Here is a 17,997-nt window from a genome sequence, read left to right as displayed (position 1 = left end):
TGGAATGTCAGTAGGTCAGTGTGTTCCCTTTGACATGTACTCGACCTCATGGTGGTCGAGCGCCCCGAAAACCGGCTCGGGCGTGGCGTTCATCCTCGGCCACACCCAAGATTGTTGGCGGCTACGGGTCCTCAACCAGTGGGAGCGGCTTATGGTCCTCGCCACCGACACCGTTGCCCACCATCACCGCCCTCGTTCAGCACGAGCTCGGCCCCCATCTGCCCGGCGACCCCTGGTCTCGGATGATCCGCTTCCCACATGTGGGAAGCGGATACTGTGCACCCGTGTCGAAAATCAACAGCAAGCTCGCAGCCGTGGCCGGGATCGCCGGGCTCGGAATCACTTTGACGCTCACGGGGGCGGGCCCCGCGTCGGCGACGATCACCGTGCTGGATCACGATGGAACATATGCGATTCCGGGCGATATCGCGCCGGGTCAGTACATGACCTACCATGCAAACGACGACTGCGAATGGGTGGTCTACGACGCGGCCGGCAACGCCTTGTTTTCCGGCGGCATCGGCTCCGCGATCCGAGGCAGCAACGGCCAGATCCAGATCGGCATCGGCGGCGGCGCAGCTACATTTTCCACCACCAGTTGCGGGACGTGGCAATTGGTCAGCGGTGGTCGCCAGCCCACCGGCCCTACCTCGACAGGCTCCTCCGGCCTCGGCTTCTGACAGCACGCACGCCATCGCCATCGCCATCGATCCGCCCTCGACGCCTTGAACTACGCCGCGTCCCGGCTCACACCATCGTGAAAACAACTGTGGGACATGAGAAACCAGCTTCCGTGTGACTTCCAGGTCGGCACTGTCGAGGGTGTTCGTTACCGCGTATGTCAGTCGATGGCGGCGTGTCACTGACCGGTTCGTGATCGAATCTCGAGGTAGACGGAGCTCGCCCGATGCTGGTGCGGGCCCGCGCCGAGCCTGGCGACCCTGCACCGCGCGATCCGCCAGGGTTCACCGGCGCGCTGCCCGGCGAGCTGAAGGTCCTGCGTGGCGACCATTGGCGGATGACAGCTCCTGGATCTTCAGCGAGCCACAGGGCCAGCGGGTCTTTCCCGTGCCCACCCACGCCCGGCTGCTGCTCCTGGTAGCTGTGTAACTGTTCACCGGAGCGATCGTGGAGGAGCTCAAGGCGATTCCGTGCGAGTCCTACATCGGTGACGCCTTGATCTTCGATGATTCCGTCGTCTGTGGTCATTCCCTGTGTGTGGGTGATCCCGCCTGCGGCGCGACCGCTGATCGATGCGGTCCGCCTCTTTCAGGAAACCTGCCCTAAACCGGCTCCACCGCGCCGATGCCGCCCTGAACAAGATCCGTGGCCGCGCCCCGAACTGCTCGCTGCCTGACCGCGCGAACTCGGTGTTAGGACCGCCCGGTCCGAGACTTCAGCCAGGTCAGTGACGTCTGCGCCGCACGCGCCTGATATGCCCGCAAACCCGGCGACCGTGGTGGCCCCGGCAACCGAGATTGCGTCGCCCAATACCCAACCATCGCGCACAGCAGCGAATCCACCGCGACGGGGTCGAGATCCCGTGTCGTCGGCTGGTCGGCCAGGATCGGATCGGGGTCGATCCCGGCTCCTGCGATCGCGGGAGCCAGAAACGCCAGGTCCACCCACGCCGCACCACGGCACGGCCACGCCCAATCCACCACGACCACCGTCCCGCCGGCGGTGACAAGCAGGTTGTCCGGGCGAAGGTCGGTGTGTAGCAACGTCTCCCCTTCCGCCCAGGCCAGCCACCGCGTCTCGGGTCCGGCCAACTGGTCGAGATTCCGCAGCGCCCACTGGTCCAGATCTTGCGGCGGGCCCTGCTCTGCGAAGCCACTCCAGCATGGTCGCCGTCGAATTCGCCCGCTTCCTCGGATTGCCTGTCACCGCCCGCGCTAATCTGACCGACATCACCAACTCGGCCTGCGCGGTGCTCTGCGACGTCGGCACCGACCTGGTGATCGTCGATGAGATCCACAACATCTCGTTGGCCACCCGGGCGGGCGCGGAGGTCTCCGACCAGTTGAAATACTTCTCCGAACGCATTCCGGCGACATTCGTCTACGCCGGGATCGACGTCGAGAGCGCGGGCCTGTTCTCTGGCATCCGCGGCCGCCAGATCGCCTCACGGTTCATCACCTTGGCCACCCATCCCTTCGCCTTCGGCACCAAGACCCAGCGCGAGCACTGGCGGGCGGTGGTAATCACGATGGAGCAGGCGCTGCGGCTGCACCGCCACACCCCCGGGGCGCTCGCGCGCCACGGCGAATACCTCTACCAGCGCACCGGCGGCATGCTCGGCAGTCTCTCGCACCTGATTCGCGGCGCGGCCATCGATGCCATCCTCGACGGCACCGAGAAGATCACCAAAGCCCATCTCGACGGCATCCGCCTGGACCGGGCCGCACAGAACCTATCGGAAACGGCCCCTGGCAAGCGTTCTCGCGGACGCAAAGGGGTCGCATGACACCCAGACCTGGGTTAGCGCGCAGATTACCGATCCCGGCCCCGACCGCACTGCACGAGGCCACCGATTCCTACCTGCGGCGGCTGGCCACCCTCAACCACATCCAATTCAACGAACTGAAGCTGCACCTGGGCCTGGAACCGCACCGGGAAGTTCACGCCCTGGCCCCGGCGAATCTGCACCGGCTGGCGATCTGCACCGGCTACATCACCGGCCAACTGACCGCGACACTGCCCGAACTCGACCCGCCTCACCTGAAGTCGGGCCTGTTCACCCGGACACGACACCCAGCCTGCACCCGCTGCGCACGCCGCCACCGCGGCTGACGAATCTGGGTCTTCCACCTGCGTCACGTCAACCTCTGCGCCCGTCACCGGCTTTGGCTGACCGCGGTCGACCGCCGCAGCGACGCCCTGCTCGATCTCAGCCCAGCGCCGGCGGTCCTGCGGGCGCAACGGCGACACCGCCGTCTGGCCCGAACGCACGGGTCACGCGAGATGGGCTACGCCTTCCACGTCGCGCGCGAGGTCTGGGGCGAGTTCAGGACCATGCCCTCGAGCAACCGGGGTCGACGAGATCCTCAACGTGATCAGCCCCGACCGCAGCCGATTCCTGCTCGACGACCCGCAAAGTCAGGCCGCGACCTATCCAGGCGTCGTCGCCACCGCGGCCCTGCTGGTTTCCCCACGCTGGCAGAAATTGGCTGCGAATCCACGCACTCGCAACCGATTCCGCAACGAGATCGACCGCTGCATCCTCGGCAGCATCCGCCATGGGCCGATTCAGAGCAAACCACTACAGCAATGGATCGACCAGGTCGCCGACGAACGCGCCGGACAGCGAGCCGAATTGGCGGCGCTGATGGCTCGCAACGGCCTGCCCGCATACCGGATGCGCGAAGCGGAAACCCACGCATCGCAGACCGCGAATCCGTTCTCCCGATAGCAAGGTTCAGGCAGCCAACTCGGCCACAGCTTGCTTCGCCGGGATCACGTCGTTCATCCGGAGCACGGAGTCACCCGCATACAACGCCGCTCGATCCGCCCACGCCGCCGGGTTACCCTCGAGCGGCGCGATCGGGCTGAACAATGGCAGCCAAGGGCGTTGCAGACGCAGCATCGCGCCGTTCAGCCTCTCCGGCGTCAGCCGCGCCAGGGGACCACTCGAGGCATTGATCAGCGCAGGAACCCTCCGAACTGCGCCGTCCTCGCGGCACCACCGATCAGTCACGCCATTTGGCACCACCCGATGACGCGCCGGCCACCCGAGCCCGAACACGTTGGTCTCCAACGTCATCCGCGCGTCCAGGATCCGACGCTGGTATTCCGGGTGAGCACCGGACTCATCGGTCAGCAAGAACCGAGTCCCCGCCACTACCGCTGCCGCTCCAGCGGCCAACGCTGCGGCGGTGTCAGCCGCGGCCGCCACTCCGCCCGCGAGCAACACCGGCTTATCCTGGGCAATCGCGACGGCACGCGGGAGAAACTCAAGGGCTGCAACGGTTCCCACCAAAATGCCACCAGCTTCCCTGCCCTGAGCGATCAAGCCGTCGACACCCCACGCCACCGCAGTCCGGGTTTGTTCTTCAGTGCCGACCATCATCAGCACAAAGATCCCGGCGTCCTGAAGCTCACGCACCAGCGCGAGATCACCACCGAACGCCACCACGACCGCGTCGACGCGCGCGTCCAGGCACGCCCGAATGTGATGACGACGCGCGAACGGCATCAGCAGATTCACCACCACCGCCCGCTCGGGGGCTTGTTCACGCACCCGGGCGATGGCGGCGCGCAGTTCAACCGGAGGCATCATGCCAATGGTCCCGAGCCCTCCAGCTGCCGCTACCGCGGCAGCGAGGCGACCACTCGCGATTTCCCCACTCATACCGGCCTGCGCAACAGGCACATCCAGCCGGAGCCTATCCAGAAGATCCACGGGCCCGACTCTATGCGCAATACGACGACCGGGTCCCGACACAATAATCCAGCGCGCAGCCCACCACTTCCACAGACATCAGATCAATTGAGTCGGGTCGAGGTTCGACGACTCAATTAATCTGATGCATTGCACCTCAACTGGCCGCCTTCGCATCAGTTCAACTGAGCCAGGACACCGGCGAACGGCAGGATCGCGCCACGGTGCGCGCCCGCCAGCGCTGGGCCCAGGTCCATACCCTGCTAGACCAGGGCACGAGCATCCTGGCGATCAGCCGTGAGCTGGGCCTGTCCCGCGGCACCACACGCCGCTTCGCCCGCGCCGAGTCGGTCGACGAGCTACTGGTCAACAACCGCCTCGGATTCCGAGTCAGCCTCCTTGAGGCATACAAGCCCGAGCTGCATCGGCGGTGGAACGAGGGGTGCACCAACGCAACCCAGCTGTTCGAGGAGATCAAGGCTCGCGGCTATCAAGGCAGTGAGAAGTTGGTGCGCAACTACCTGCAGCCCTTCCGCGCCGTCACACACGTCCCGGTGGCGCCGTCCAAGCCGCCATCCGTCCGCAAAGTCGTCGCCTGGATCATGGCCAACCCCGACACCCTCGCTGCCGAGCATCGGACGAGTCTCGACGCGATCCTGACAGTCAGCCCGGAATTGGCTGCGCTGACCGGGTACGTCCGCGCGTTCGCCGACATCATGGGCCAACGGCGCGGTGGGGATCTCGAACGGTGGATGGCCGCCGTCGATGCCGACGACCAGCCCGGGCTGCACTCGTTCGTGCGCGGCTTGCGCCGCGATCAGGACGCGGTCACCGCTGGTCTGACCATGTCCTGGAGCAGCGGAACGGTCGAAGGCCACGTCAACCGCATCAAGATGCTCAAGCGCCAGATGTTCGGCCGCGCGAAAACTGACCTGCTCCGCAAGCGAATCCTGTTGAGCGAGTGAACAACCCGGTCGGTCGGATCACGAAATTTGTGCCAGATCCATTTTTCACGTGCTGCCGACACTTATCGGTGGTCAGGCGGAAAACGTCAGCTCAGCGCCCCTTTCGTGTGCAGTCGAGCGTCCCACTGACATCTGTGATGACGAATCCCGCACGCATCTTCCCGTGAGGGAAACCTCAGGTCGCGACCACTCGTTTACTGACATTTCAGTGACGAGAACTACTGACATTCAGTGACGAAGCTGCAGGTCAGCGCACTGACTGCGATTCGTCAGCGGATTGTCAGTGGGTTCTCGTCACGACAGATGTCAGTAGTGGACTGGTCGTTCTCGGTGCCTCATCGGACAGTTAGTTGAGTGTGTTCGGTCGGGGTGGATTCGTCGGGCAGTCTGAGAACGCGCATGTCGTGTGTGGGTGAGCCTCGTGTGACTCGACGGTCTCCTCGTTCAGCGGTGTCGTGTCACCCTGGATCTGTACGCGTCGCAACGGAGTGGTGCTGATACCACAGGGCGGTCGAGCCGATCACAGCATTTTCCAGTGGCAGGTAGGGCTGGCCGTGATCTCGCCAGCCGAGTGCCTGCACGGTGACGCGTAGCTTGTGGTCGAAGCAGATGGGGTCTTGGATATGCCAGCGGTACATTCCGAACCGTTGGTAGGAGCGGTAGATCTCGTGCGGTGGGAGCACTTGAACCAGTCCGAGATATGGAGTGGAGTAGGTGCGGTAGGTGCTGTCGAGATCGAAGTTCCAGGCGCCACCGAAGTAGTCCTCGGTTCCGGTGCCGCAGATCGTGGGGAATTCGGTGTCGTCGTCGAGGTAGAACTTCAGTTCGCCTTCACCCCACCAGCCGGGTGCGTTTGGTTCGACGGCCAGATAGGTGCCGACATATCGGCCGGGGCCGGCTATGTCGTCGACGATCGTGTGTAGTGGCGGCTGACCTACCCGATCGGTACGCCGCCATTGCGCGTGCAGGTGGCCGGCCGACTCATCTACCTCCTGTTCGAGGTAGGTGATCTGGTAATACACCGGTACCGTGTTTTCGCTATCGTTGTGGAGTGTGATGCGGGCAGACGAGCGAAATGGCATGGGCCAGTAACTGTTCAACCCGCCGGCTGGCGCGACGACCACCATGTCCGAATTCACGAGTGCCAGCTCGTCCCAGGCGTTGCAGAAGAACGCCCCCACAGGCACGTCTACTGCGGGTTCTGGCGCGCCATCCCAGTACATGCGCAGTCTTATCCGTTGCAGTGAGCTGCGATCGGTGGTGAGCCAGAAGTGGCGAATCACCCCTGGACCGGATACGTCCATCGGTGTGGCCGATTCACCGGCTGCCAACTCGATTGACGGCGACACCTTCCAGCCGCGGCCCAGTTCCGCAGCTGCACGAGCGCCGGTGCCGTGCGTGGCCCGCCCGCCGCCGCCCGGCGCACCGGTCGGGTTCTCCGGGCTGATCGATCGGGTGCGGGTCCCGTTCAGTCGCCAGATCTCGGTCATGTCACCACCCGCTGCAATTCGTGCTGTAGCGCATCCAGTTCGGCGCTTCCGGCCATTTGCCGTGTGAGTTCCGGCAGGTCGATCTCGGGCTTCTCATAGGTGCCGATCGTGCTGCCGCGTTCGAGCAGCAGGAACCGGTCGCCGACCGGGTAGGCGTGGTGAGGGTTGTGGGTGATGAGCACGACACCGAGCCCGCGGTCGCGGGCGGCCACCACATGCCGTAGCACCGCACCGGCTTGTTTCACCCCGAGTGCGGCGGTTGGTTCGTCCAGGATGAGTACCTTGGCGCCGTAATGCACCGCGCGGGCGATCGCGATGCATTGGCGCTGGCCGCCGGAAAGTGTGCTGACGGGCTGTTCCAGATCGCGGATGCCGATTCCCAAGTCGGACAGGGCTTCCCGGGCGATGTGCTGCGCTTTGCCTCGGTCCAGTCGCCGCAAAGGTCCGACCCCGAGGGTCGGCTCGGAGCCCAGAACGAAGTTACGCCACACGCTCATCAGTGGCACCAGCGCCAGATCTTGATACACGGTGGCGATGCCGCGATCCAGCGCGGCACGTGGTGAGGAGAGCCGGGTCGGTTCGCCCTCGATCCGCAGCTCACCCGTGTCGTGCTGGTGCACACCGGACAGGATTTTGATGAGGGTGGATTTGCCGGCACCGTTGTCGCCGAGCACGCAGGTGACCTCGCCAGCGTTGACCACCATGGACACATCCTGCAGCGCCACCACACCGCCGTAACTCTTTCCGACAGCGGTGGTTTCGATCAAGGCGGTCATCGGCGTGCCCTTTCTGCTCGCTTGGAGAATGCGGTGTTCACCAGCACCGCCGACAACAGCAGGATGCCGAGGAACAGCTCGAACCAGTCGCTGTTCCAGCGGGCGAACACGATGCCTTGCTGGGCCATACCGAAGGTCAGCGCGCCGATCGCGGCGCCGACTACCGACCCGAAGCCTCCGGTCAGCAGGCAGCCGCCGACGACCGCGGCGACGATGTATTGGAACTCCAGTCCGATGCCCTGGCTCGCCTGCACGCTGTCGAACCGCAGAATGTTGCCTGCGCCCACCACCCAGGCGGCGAATGTGGTGGTCATGAACAGCAGGATCTTGGTGCGCCCGGCCGGGACACCGACCGCTCGGGCGCTCGCAGTCGAGCCACCGACCGCGAAGATCCAGTTCCCGAATCTGGTGCGCGTCAGCACAAGCGCGGCGATCACCGTGAGCACGATCCACCACACTGTCGACGCCTTGATCTGGGTATCACCAACGCTGGTCGTGGAGGCGAACACCGCGCCCGCCGAGGAATAGCCAGGCGCGCTGCGGATACCCGACACCTGCACGGTGCCGGTGATCCATCGCGTCACACCGAGGTTGACGCCTTGCAGCGCAAGGAATGTGCCGAGGGTGACGATGAAACTCGGTAGGCCCGTGCGGATCACCAGCCAGCCGTTGAGCGCACCAACCCCCAGTGCGAACACCAGCGACACCCCGAGCGCAGGCCACACATTCCAGCCCGCATTCACCGCCAACAGCGCGGTGACCAGCGCGGTCGATGCGGTCATCACACCCGCGGACAGATCGAACTCGCCGCCGATCATCAACAGCGCCACCGCCACGGCCATGATGCCGATCGACGACGCGTCATCCAGCCACGTCGAGACACCCAACGGGCTCAGGAACTGCTCGGTGACGACCGAGAAGAAAACGAACACCGCTGCCGCGCCCAGCGCCGCTGCGGTTTCCGGACGCAATGCCAGCCACTGCAACAGCGGCACACGCCGTCGCGGGCGCGGTTCACGCTGCTCTGCTCGGTTCGGCGCCGACTCGGACGACGGTGCGACTACAGTCATTTCACACTCCCCGATCGGTCTCAGCGTGTTCCCTGCGCCACGAGTGAAGCGACGGCGTCGACGTTGGACTTGTCGATGAACGACGGACCTGTCTCGATGGGTTGACCGCCGCCGACTGTGTTCAGGTTCGTCTTGTACAGCTGCAACATCACCACCGCCAGATACCCCTGCTCGTACTGCTGGGAGTCGGCGGTGAACAGCACTTTGCCCGCGCGGATGTCGTCGAGCAGCTCGGTGTTGACCGTCATGGCCCCGATAGCGGCGACGGAATGGGCTTCTTGTACCGCATCGACTGTGCGGGCGGCGATTTGCGCGTTCAGCGTCAGCACCGCGTCGATCGACGGGTCGGCTTGAAGTGCGCCCTTGACGCGCGAGACCACCTCGGTCGGGTTGTTGATATCGACGACCACGGTAGTCATCGGGTTACCGAAGCCCTGGGCAGCGCCGCCGCAGAATTCGTCACCGCTGATCTGGCCAGGCATATGGTCCACGCACAGCAGCTTGGTCTTCCCGGCATCGTGCAGGCGTTTGCCCGCAGCTTGTCCGTCAAGCCGCTCGCTCACCCCGACGTGACCTATCGCGCCGAAACGTGCGCTGTCAGCTGCGCCCTGGGTCATCGTCACGACCGGAATGCCCGCGGCGACAGCACGTTGGATGGACGGGCGCAAAGGCTCCGGGTAGGGCATCGACACGGCCAGACCGCCGATACCCTGCGCTACGGCGTTGTCGATGAGCCTGGCCTGCGCACCGGGATCATCGGCGGAGTAATAGTCGACACGGATACCGAGCTGTTTACCCGCGGCCAGGGCGCCGTTTTTAACCACGCTCCAGAACGCGTCGGCCGGACTGCTGTCGGTAACCACCGCAACCGAACGCAGGGTGCCCGCCGCGACCGGAGCACTAGTCTGTGCGGGGCTCGTTGCACTCGGCGCGCTGCACGCGGCCAACACAATGCCGGCGGCCAGCCACGGGAGGGCACGCCAACCCCGGTGGACGCGTCGCAACGGTGTTCTCATCGCTTATCAACCTTTCTGTCAGCCGAAAATGGCATGGGCGTAGCCCGAATACGACCGAAGTCGCGGTCTATGGGTGTGGTGACACGGGGTCCATGACGTAGCGCTCACCGGAGGTGATCCGGCGGGGCGCCGCAGCGGATAGGCCGAGCAACAGGAAGAATTCACCGTGGTCGACATTCGACCTCTGAGCTATCCGCCGCCAGCCGTCCGACACAACACCGGGTAGCTCGACTGAACGGGCGCCGATCCATCTACAGGGACGGGCATGCCTTCACAGTCCCGAATGGTGGGAGTGCGGTCACGGCCGATCAGGCCGGTAACGGTGAGACCAGAACTCCAGACCTCAACCAGCGCAGCAAGCTACCGAACGTGCCCGGTTCTGCACGAAACGCTGCCAGCAGTGCTGAACAACCACTCTCGACGCCACCACTATCAATCTCCTCCGACACGTCTGAGTCGCCGCAACACTCCCACCTCCACGGCGGAACCCCCTCCCAACCCACCCACCAGCACCGGGAAGCCGCACGGTGCGTGATCGGCGCGTGGTAACTCGCGTCACCATCCTGTCTGTCCGGCAGTTGGGCTTTCCTCTCGAGCGTGTCAGTGAACTGCCGCGTGTCGTCACCGTGATCGTGGTCCAATTCGCTCGGGATCCCAGTGGCCTCGATGTGACAGCGCAGGCCAAGGAGGTTCGAAAGGAACCTGGTCGTGGCCGAGGTGAGCGTGCGTGCGTTACGGCTTGCCGCTGCGCACCGGTTGACGGCATTGGATCAGGTCGGCGAACTGACAAGCCAGCACGTGCGGCTCACCGCGCAGACCGTCGGTGTCCCCGAGCGCACGGTGTGGCGGTGGGTTCAGGCCGGGCGCACGCCGCCACCGCCGCCCGCGCGACCGGTTTCGGATCGACGCGGAACTGCGTGTGCGCCTAGCGTATTGGCGCGGTAACGCCTCCGCTCTGCACCGAGAGCTCACCGACCGCGCCCACGGCGGCGGCCCGCCCGCACCGAGCCTGGCCACCCTGCACCGCGCGATCCGCCAAGACGTGTCGCCCGGAGACCTGGCCGGACTCCGGAAAGGCGAGCGGGCCCGCCGCAAGTTCGACGTCTATCTGCAATGACTCCCGATCAGGTGGCGCGCGTGATCCAGGCCTTCCACCCGGTGTGGGAGAACACCGATTCGAAGATCGTCGCCTTCGCCGACGCCCACGCCGGTCACGGCAACTTCCGTAATTGGGCCAAGGTCACCGCCCACACTGTGCGCGCCATGAAGCGCCTTGACCGCGAACAGGTCGACCAAGACGTGCTCGGGTTGGTGTTCTCCAAGATGTCCGGCCGTACTGAATGACTGTCGCGACCGATACCGGCCCACCGGTCACGGTGCTGCTGGACCCATGCGACGACGTCAGTGTCACTCGTGCCCTGCTCGGCGCGCACAATCCTGCCGCGGGCGTGATTGTGGTCCATCCGACGCCAGCGACCAGCTCCGCGGACGCCCTCGGGGCCGATGTGATTGCCGCACTGGGGCGTCCGGTCACCCGGCTGACTGACGAGCGGGTCAGTGGGGGAGAGGCGATCTGGGCCGGATCAGCGTCCTGGCTGATCGCCGACCAGATCGCCCACCTCGTCGTGCTGCGCGCCCACCGCCTGCGCGACCGCCAGCGCACCCGCCTGCTCCAACTGCGCTGGTTGACCAGCGTGCATCTGGTCCTGGTCTGGCACACCTGCCACACCGATCCCGCCACCGAGTTGGATTTGATCGGGATCCCACATCGGGTCAGCACGGACCTGACCGACTTGCTCAACGCTCTGAAACCGCGGCGACGGCATCAGCCCTGGCTGGTCACCGACCACGGCGACCTGCCTGCCGTACCGCTGGTCGACTTCGCCCAATTCAGGGCCACGGCCGCCCGCTGCCTCGACCGGCGGCAATTCCAGCGCATCGATACCGTCTACCGCCACAGTGCCGCCATCGTGTGCCGTGCCCTCGCCGATCACGAAGGTGTGCCGGCCGCCGGACACGAGCATTACATCGAGCATGCCTGGCGTGAACGCGCGGTACTCGGCGACGACAGCGCGCATCTCGGCCGCCTGTGGCGTCGCCGGCCCCATGGTCCGGTCCACGACTTCGTCGCCGAACACGTGGCCCCCGGCCCGGGATCGCCCCGATTCACCGATCTGCAGTGGCTGCGCCGGACCCTGGGCGGACTGGTCGCCGACAGTCCCGGACGCCACTACACCGTCACCGGGCTCCGCGGCGCGCAGGCTGCGTTCGGGCTACACGGCTGGTACCTGGAACTACGCAGCCTGCCCTGCGCGGTCGGTCCCGGACTGACCACTATCCCGTTCACCGCCGAGTTGGCCGCCCGGATCCGCGACGGGCTGTCGAGCACCGTCCGCGCCGCCGCCCTGGCGGTCACCGCGTTCACCGGCGCGCTGCCCGCTGAAATGAAGATCCTGCGTGGTGACCATCTGGCCGAGGATGGCTCCTGGATCTTCAGCGGGCCACAGGGCCAGCGCGTGTTCGCGGTACCCACCCACGCCCGGCCCCTGCTGCTGGCCGCCCGCACCTACCTCGAGCTTTACGACCCCCGGCGCCAGGGGCTGCTCATCGACGCGACCGGGATGTATGGCCGCACCGTGCGCGCCTCCGTCGACGCCTGCGGAATCCTGCTGCCCGCCCGCCACCCGTACAAACACACCTGGCTGGCGAACGCTACCGCGTATCGGCACTGGCCGCGACTACGCCCCAGCGAGGACGCCGACCTGCGCTACGCGCTGCCCCTCGACGACCACCCTCGCACCACACCCGCCGGCACAGACCGCCAACCCTCCACCGACCCGGCTATCCCCGTCCTGCGACGCTCGGATAGAACCGGCGCTCGCCCCCAACCCGTCCCCTTCAAGCTCTGCCTCGACGAGTACGAAAGGCGCAGGTCCTAACGGGTCTGGCCGAAGCATAGAGCCGCCGAAGGGGCAGCTATTGCGAGTATGCTCGGATGCCAAACCCGCACGATTCGAGGCATCCTCAAGCGACCCGAACATTGCCGCGGTTTCGCCATCGAAGAGCCTTAGGCCCCGAAAAGCACCGCAAAGTAAATATTATCGGCGGTCAGGCGCGAAGGCCCAGGTCAGCCCCCATTTCAGCGTTTCACTGACATCCGCGACGACGAATCCCACACCCACCTCTCTGAGGTGGAAAACCGCAGGTCGCGAGCGCCCGGTTACTGACATTCAGGTGACGAGAACTACTGACACTCAGTGACGAAGCCGCAGGTCAGCGCACTGACATTCGGGTGACGAGTCGCACGGTGACGAGTCGCACACATCGACATTGACACCGTTGTGATTGTTCGAAGTCGTGTTCAGTGCTGACGTGCGGATTCGGTTGCGATTGAAGGGGACTTCGAACTTCGGCGTGTCTCGTACTCGTGTTCAGTACCGTGCGTTTTGACTCGTACTCGTCTTCAGCACGGGGGTTGTCGAGATGGCCGGGAATTTGTCGGATCGTGGTGTGCTGACCACGGCGGAGGCGGACTGGCAGACGGCGGTGCGCCGCGCGGAGGTGATCGGCCCTCTCGCGCAACTGGATCGGGTGAGCGTGCCCGTCGCCGACGAGGCCGCCGCCCGGTTGGAGGTGACGCAGCGACAGGTCTATGCGCTGGTGAAACGCTGGCGCGACGGGGAGGGTGTGGCGTCGGATCTGTTGCCGGGCCGCTCGTCCGGCGGGCGGGGCGGGGAACGGCTCAGCGGCGAGGTGGAGGCGATCGTGCGCCGGGTGCTGCGGTCGCGATACCTGAGCAGGCAGCGGCGGTCGGTGGCGGTGATCTGCCGCGAGATCGACCGGGAGTGCAAGATGGCCGGGCTACGTCCGCCGTCGCGGTCTTCGGTGGCACGGCGGATCGGCAAGCTCGACCCGATCAAGACCACGACCGCGCGGGAGGGCCAGAACGCGGCGCGGTCGCTGCGGGCCGCGGGCGGGGCAGCGCCGCCGGTGGAGGGGCTGTTGGCGCGGGTGCAGATGGATCACACCCCGGCGGATGTGATCGTGGTCGACGAATTCCATCGGCTGCCGATCGGCCGCCCCTATGTCACCGCCGCGATCGACGAGGCCACCCGGTGCGTGCCCGGGTTCGTGGTCACCCTCGAAGCGCCGTCGGCGACGTCGGTGGGATTGTGTCTGGCGCACATGGCGATCGACAAACGCCCCTGGCTGGAACGGCTGGGGGTGGAGGTGGTGTGGCCGATGAGCGGCAAGCCGCGCGAGTTGTTCGTGGACAACGCCAGCGAGTTCAAGAGCGAGGCGTTGCGGCGCGGCAGCGAACAGCACGGCATCGCCGTGCAGTACCGGCCTTTGGGGCAGCCGCATTTCGGTGGGGTGATCGAGCGGCTGGTCGGCACCATGATGACGATGGTCCACGAACTGCCCGGGACAACGTTTTCCGACACTCGTTCGCGCCGCGACTACGACAGCGACGCGAAAGCCGTTCTCACCCTTGCCGAATTGCAACGCTGGATGACCCTGGCGGTGGCCTGCTACCACGGCGAACCGCACGAGGGTCTGGGCGGGCGGACTCCGGCGGGGGTGTGGGCGGAGAAGGCCGCCGCGGCGGGTGCGCTGCCGACCGTGACGAACGAGACCGCGTTCCTGGTCGACTTCCTGCCGGTGGAGCGGCGCTCGTTGCGGCGCACCGGGTTCGTGCTGGATCACGTGCAGTACTACAGCGACGCCTTGAAGCCGTTGATCGCGGGCCGCGACGGGCTGGGCAAGGTGGTGCTGCGCCGCGATCCGCGTGATATCTCCCGGATCTGGGCGTTGCACCCGGAGACCGGCGAGTACCTCGAGGTGCCGTACCGGACGTGGTCGCGGCCGGCGATCAGCTTGTGGGAGCAGCGGGCGGCCACAGCGCGGCTCCGCGAGCAGGGCCGCGCCGAGATCGACGAGAGCGCGCTGTTCGCGATGGTCGAGCAGATGCGCCATATCACCGATTCCGCCACCAAAACCAGCCGTAAGGCGCGTCGCAATACCGAGCGGCACAAGCGGATTCGGTCCTCGGCCCGTGCTGGGTCCTCCGCGCCAGCGCCGCCACCGCCTGATGCTGCGGTGGTGGTGGCGCGCCCGTTCGAGGTGATCGAGCAATGGTGAGCGGGGAGCGTGTCGACTTGTCGCACCTGCACGTCTCGGCGCAGGCGATCGCGATGCTGCCCGGTGCCGAGCGGGTGCGGCATGTGCGCGCGGATCGGTGGATCGGCTACACCCGCGCCACCGAGGCCCTCGCCAGGTTGGAGGAGTTGTTGGAGATGCCGAGTAAGCAGCGGATGCCGAATCTGTTGCTGATCGGGCCGACCCACAACGGCAAGTCGATGATCATCGAGAAGTTCCGTCGCGACCACCCGCCGATCTCGCACGATGATCGGGAGGAGATTGCGGTGCTGACGGTGCAGATGCCTTCGGAGCCGAGCGTGAGCCGCTTCTACGTGGCACTGCTGGCGGCGCTGGGTGCGCCGATCCGGCCGCGCGCGCCCCGGCTGGCCGACCTCGAACAGTTGGTGCTGCGGCTGTGCCGCGCGGTCGGGGTGCAGATGCTGGTGATCGATGAACTGCACAATATGCTCGGTGGCCGCGCCGATAAGCAGCGGGAATTCCTGAACTTGCTGCGGTTCCTGGGCAACAGCCTGCGAATCCCGTTGGTAGGTGTCGGGATCCGGGACGCGTATCTGGCGATCCGCTCCGACGGGCAGCTTGAGAACCGGTTCGCGCCCCTGGCCTTGCCGCGCTGGGAGCCCGGCGAGGAGGCGTGCGCGTTGTTGGCGAGTTTCGCGGCCGCGTTCCCGCTGCGCCGGCCTTCGCTGATCGCGACCGAGGAGATGGCGACCTACCTGCTGACCCGTTGTGAGGGCACGATCGGCGAGCTCACCTGCTTGCTCACCGATGCCGCGATCGCGGCGATCGACTCCGGTGAGGAAGCGATCAATCAACGCACCCTGCTGCTCGCGCCGTATGTGGGGCCGACCGAGCGGCGGCGGATGTTCGAACGCGAACTGGCATGAGGGCCGCGCCGCGGTGGCCGTTGCATCCGCCGCCGGGGACGTTGGAGTCGCTGTCGTCGTGGCTGGCGCGGATCGCGGAGGCGTACGGGGTGCCGGTGGCCGAGTTGTTGGGGCCGAATCTCGGTGTGCTGGCGGCGATTCCGGAGATGCTCGATCAGGAATCGCCGCCGGAGCTGTTGGCGGCGTTGTCGCAGCGCACGGGGGTGGCGGTGGGCAGGTTGGCGATGATGACGTTGCCCGGGTGGGTGCCGTGGCTGTTCGACAGCTACCCGATGGCGGCCCGCGATGCCGAGGAAACCTTCGACAACTATGTGCGTCAGTACTCGGTGCTGCTGGCGCCGGGCGAGGCCACGCGCTTCGAGTTGACGCGGCGGCGCACCTGGCGTGGCCCCTGGATTCCCGCCGCCGGGCTGAATCGGTCCTGCCCGCTGTGCACCGCGGCGCCGGAGCCGGTTCGGGCGCTGGTGTGGGATCTGCCGCTGACCATCGGCTGCACGCAGCACCGTCGCCGACTGCTTTCGTCGGAGCAGGTGGCGCAAACGCAGTTCTACGGGCAGGACTTGCTTCCTGTTCCGATCGCCGAACCCGTTGCGACCGTGGAGAACTACACCCATCAGGGGCTGACCACCGGGCGCGTCGCGTTGCCGGGTCGGACCGTGCATGCCGGAGTGTGGTTCCGGTTGCTGCGTTGCCTGCTCGACGAGCTGAGCCTGTCCACCAACCCCCTGCGCAAGGCACCGGCACACATCCTCGCGCAGGTGTGGGAGGCCGCCGAGTTGCCCGAGCGCGCCGGAATGCGGATGTGGCAGCCGTATGAGAGTCTGCCGTGGCCTCGTCAGGAAGACCTGCTCACCGCGGCAGCGGTCGCTGTGGAACTGGTTGCCGCCGGGCGGATCCACCCGCGCGGTGTCCTGGGCCCGCTGCTGAGGGCCCCGGTGCACGACTCGGTCTACCCCGGCGACGATCCGGCCCGTGCCCGCACACCGGTGCCGATCGGCGACCTGCGGTCGGCGATGCGGGTCAAGGACTGGGCCGCCATCAACGACCTCGTGGCCGATGTCGAACGTGCGATGCGCACCGATCCCGACACCGCCCGCGACGTGCTGGCGTTCCTGGTCGCATTCGATCCGACACCGGCACGCATCGCCGAGGAACGCGAACTGTTCATCCGGAAATGGGGCGTGCCTGCGCATTTCTTGCGGACCCGCGCCGAAACCGAGTCTCTGCTGACCGACATGGGGCACGAGCCGGGTGAGATCGCGCGGGTACTCACCGAATACGCCGAGGAGGCACCACGGCGCGGCGTATCCCGCTGTGTGACAGCCGATCTGTTCACTCCCGACGATCTCGGGCAGCTGCGTGCCCGGCTCGAGTTGTGAACCTCCGTCTGGCTCGCTGGCCGGTACACCTGCCGCCGGAGCCTCTCGAGTCGCTCTCGTCGTGGCTCACGCGGCTGGCAGGCGTCTATGGCTTGACGGTGAGGGAGCTGCTGGCGGATCTGTGCGCCGAGGCCGACGTCACCGTGGGCACGGTCTCGGGCCTCCTCGACATCGACCCGCCGCCGCCGGTGCTGGCCGTCCTGGCCGAACGGACCGGGGTGGCGGTGCCGAGGCTGAGGACGATGACGTTGTGGGGATGGGCTCCCTGGCTGTTCGACCGACTCGCGGCGCGGGAATTCGAGGAGTACGAGACGTTCGACAACTATGTGCGGTGCCAGTCGGTGTTGCTGCTACCGGGCGCGCAGGGACGCAACGCGGTACACGGCTTGGGCCGCTGGGCGGGGCCGTGGCAGCCACGGATACGCAGGCCACGCGCCTGCCCGGCGTGTGCGGTCGACCCCGGGCGGGGCCGGGCGCTGGTGTGGTCGTTGCCGCTGATGATCTCTTGCGTCGAGCACCGCTGCCGCCTGGAACGGTTCGCGGCGGTCGCGGCCGGGACGCGCGGCGACCCGCTCCCCCCGGTCGCGGTGGCTGAGGACGTGTCGAGGTTGGACGGCTACACCTTCGCGGCACTGACCACCGGCATGGTCGAGCTGCCGGGCCGGACGGTACACGCCGGGGTGTGGTTTCGGCTGCTGCGCTGCCTGCTCGACGAACTCGCCATCGCCGGTTGGGCAGCCAGCGCCCGCGCTCGCGCGATCGTGGAAAGGGTCTGGGACTGCGCCGATTACCCGACGCGGGCCGGGCTGGCGGTCTGGCCGGCGTACGAGCATATGGACTGGGAGATCTAGGAGAAATTCCTTCACGCTGCGG

General features: G+C 66.4%; 18 protein-coding genes. 12 read left to right on the top strand and 6 right to left on the bottom strand.

Annotated features, from left to right (window positions below; translation table 11 throughout):
- Window positions 1-284: 284 nt before the first annotated feature.
- The gene (locus ACYVKL_RS37920) at window positions 285-680 is read left to right on the top strand and encodes a hypothetical protein (protein WP_379172157.1); all 396 of its coding nucleotides are present in this window, start codon (window positions 285-287) and stop codon (window positions 678-680) included.
- 693 nt (window positions 681-1,373) lie between these two features.
- On the opposite strand, the gene ACYVKL_RS37915 is transcribed toward ACYVKL_RS37920, so the two are convergent.
- Window positions 1,374-1,790, bottom strand: a complete 417-nt coding sequence (locus tag ACYVKL_RS37915; protein WP_379172649.1) for a phosphotransferase — start codon at window positions 1,788-1,790, stop codon at window positions 1,374-1,376.
- 53 nt (window positions 1,791-1,843) lie between these two features.
- On the opposite strand from ACYVKL_RS37915, the gene ACYVKL_RS37910 reads away from it, so the two are divergent.
- The 3 genes from ACYVKL_RS37910 (at window position 1,844) to ACYVKL_RS37900 (ending at window position 3,412) form a co-directional block, all read left to right on the top strand.
- Window positions 1,844-2,467 (top strand): TniB family NTP-binding protein, encoded by a 624-nt coding sequence (locus tag ACYVKL_RS37910; RefSeq protein WP_379172156.1) that lies wholly within the window; start codon window positions 1,844-1,846, stop codon window positions 2,465-2,467.
- Complete coding sequence (locus tag ACYVKL_RS37905; RefSeq protein WP_379172155.1) at window positions 2,464-2,793, top strand: hypothetical protein; 330 nt, start codon at window positions 2,464-2,466, stop codon at window positions 2,791-2,793. Before ACYVKL_RS37910 ends, ACYVKL_RS37905 begins: the two co-directional genes overlap by 4 nt.
- Window positions 2,794-3,052: 259 nt before the next feature.
- Window positions 3,053-3,412 (top strand): hypothetical protein, encoded by a 360-nt coding sequence (locus tag ACYVKL_RS37900; protein ID WP_379172153.1) that lies wholly within the window; start codon window positions 3,053-3,055, stop codon window positions 3,410-3,412.
- 6 nt (window positions 3,413-3,418) lie between these two features.
- Here ACYVKL_RS37900 and ACYVKL_RS37895 read toward each other — a convergent pair whose 3' ends face one another.
- Window positions 3,419-4,402: a nitronate monooxygenase gene (locus ACYVKL_RS37895; protein WP_379172151.1), complete on the bottom strand. Its 984-nt coding sequence runs from the start codon at window positions 4,400-4,402 to the stop codon at window positions 3,419-3,421.
- Window positions 4,403-4,605: 203 nt separating this feature from the next.
- On the opposite strand from ACYVKL_RS37895, the gene ACYVKL_RS37890 reads away from it, so the two are divergent.
- Window positions 4,606-5,346 (top strand): transposase, encoded by a 741-nt coding sequence (locus ACYVKL_RS37890; protein ID WP_379172149.1) that lies wholly within the window; start codon window positions 4,606-4,608, stop codon window positions 5,344-5,346.
- 458 nt (window positions 5,347-5,804) lie between these two features.
- Here the strand turns inward: ACYVKL_RS37890 and ACYVKL_RS37885 are convergent, their stop codons facing one another.
- From ACYVKL_RS37885 to ACYVKL_RS37870, 4 genes are read right to left on the bottom strand one after another with little or no spacing between them, the layout of a single operon-like run.
- Entirely contained in the window at window positions 5,805-6,836 is a 1,032-nt protein-coding gene (locus ACYVKL_RS37885; protein ID WP_379172147.1) for a glycoside hydrolase family 172 protein, read from the bottom strand.
- Window positions 6,833-7,612 carry an ATP-binding cassette domain-containing protein gene (locus ACYVKL_RS37880; protein WP_379172145.1) on the bottom strand — a complete coding sequence of 260 codons (780 nt, stop codon included), beginning with the start codon at window positions 7,610-7,612 and terminating at the stop codon, window positions 6,833-6,835. Before ACYVKL_RS37880 ends, ACYVKL_RS37885 begins: the two co-directional genes overlap by 4 nt.
- Window positions 7,609-8,682, bottom strand: a complete 1,074-nt coding sequence (locus ACYVKL_RS37875) for an ABC transporter permease (protein ID WP_379172143.1) — start codon at window positions 8,680-8,682, stop codon at window positions 7,609-7,611. The genes ACYVKL_RS37880 and ACYVKL_RS37875 overlap by 4 nt, the downstream gene beginning before the upstream one ends.
- A 20-nt stretch (window positions 8,683-8,702) precedes the next feature.
- Window positions 8,703-9,545: a substrate-binding domain-containing protein gene (locus tag ACYVKL_RS37870; RefSeq protein ID WP_379172141.1), complete on the bottom strand. Its 843-nt coding sequence runs from the start codon at window positions 9,543-9,545 to the stop codon at window positions 8,703-8,705.
- Between the two features lie 1,072 nt (window positions 9,546-10,617).
- Here ACYVKL_RS37870 and ACYVKL_RS37865 point away from each other — a divergent pair.
- The 7 genes from ACYVKL_RS37865 (at window position 10,618) to ACYVKL_RS37835 (ending at window position 17,975) form a co-directional block, all read left to right on the top strand.
- Entirely contained in the window at window positions 10,618-10,815 is a 198-nt protein-coding gene (locus tag ACYVKL_RS37865; protein ID WP_379172139.1) for a hypothetical protein, read from the top strand.
- Entirely contained in the window at window positions 10,812-11,042 is a 231-nt protein-coding gene (locus ACYVKL_RS37860) for a hypothetical protein (protein ID WP_379172136.1), read from the top strand. The genes ACYVKL_RS37865 and ACYVKL_RS37860 overlap by 4 nt, the downstream gene beginning before the upstream one ends.
- Window positions 11,039-12,637: a hypothetical protein gene (locus ACYVKL_RS37855; RefSeq protein WP_379172134.1), complete on the top strand. Its 1,599-nt coding sequence runs from the start codon at window positions 11,039-11,041 to the stop codon at window positions 12,635-12,637. The genes ACYVKL_RS37860 and ACYVKL_RS37855 overlap by 4 nt, the downstream gene beginning before the upstream one ends.
- Before the next feature lie 544 nt (window positions 12,638-13,181).
- Window positions 13,182-14,840 carry a Mu transposase C-terminal domain-containing protein gene (locus ACYVKL_RS37850; protein WP_379172132.1) on the top strand — a complete coding sequence of 553 codons (1,659 nt, stop codon included), beginning with the start codon at window positions 13,182-13,184 and terminating at the stop codon, window positions 14,838-14,840.
- Window positions 14,834-15,745 carry a TniB family NTP-binding protein gene (locus tag ACYVKL_RS37845; protein ID WP_379172130.1) on the top strand — a complete coding sequence of 304 codons (912 nt, stop codon included), beginning with the start codon at window positions 14,834-14,836 and terminating at the stop codon, window positions 15,743-15,745. Before ACYVKL_RS37850 ends, ACYVKL_RS37845 begins: the two co-directional genes overlap by 7 nt.
- Window positions 15,742-17,124, top strand: coding sequence for a TniQ family protein (locus ACYVKL_RS37840; RefSeq protein WP_379172128.1), 1,383 nt, complete (start codon window positions 15,742-15,744; stop codon window positions 17,122-17,124). Before ACYVKL_RS37845 ends, ACYVKL_RS37840 begins: the two co-directional genes overlap by 4 nt.
- On the top strand, window positions 17,121-17,975 hold the full coding sequence (locus ACYVKL_RS37835; RefSeq protein WP_379172126.1) for a TniQ family protein: 855 nt from the start codon (window positions 17,121-17,123) through the stop codon (window positions 17,973-17,975). Before ACYVKL_RS37840 ends, ACYVKL_RS37835 begins: the two co-directional genes overlap by 4 nt.
- Window positions 17,976-17,997 lie beyond the last annotated feature (22 nt).

The organism is Nocardia tengchongensis (assembly GCF_054781395.1).
Note: the sequence above shows the minus strand (reverse complement) of the source record. Positions and strands in the feature narration are given on the sequence as shown.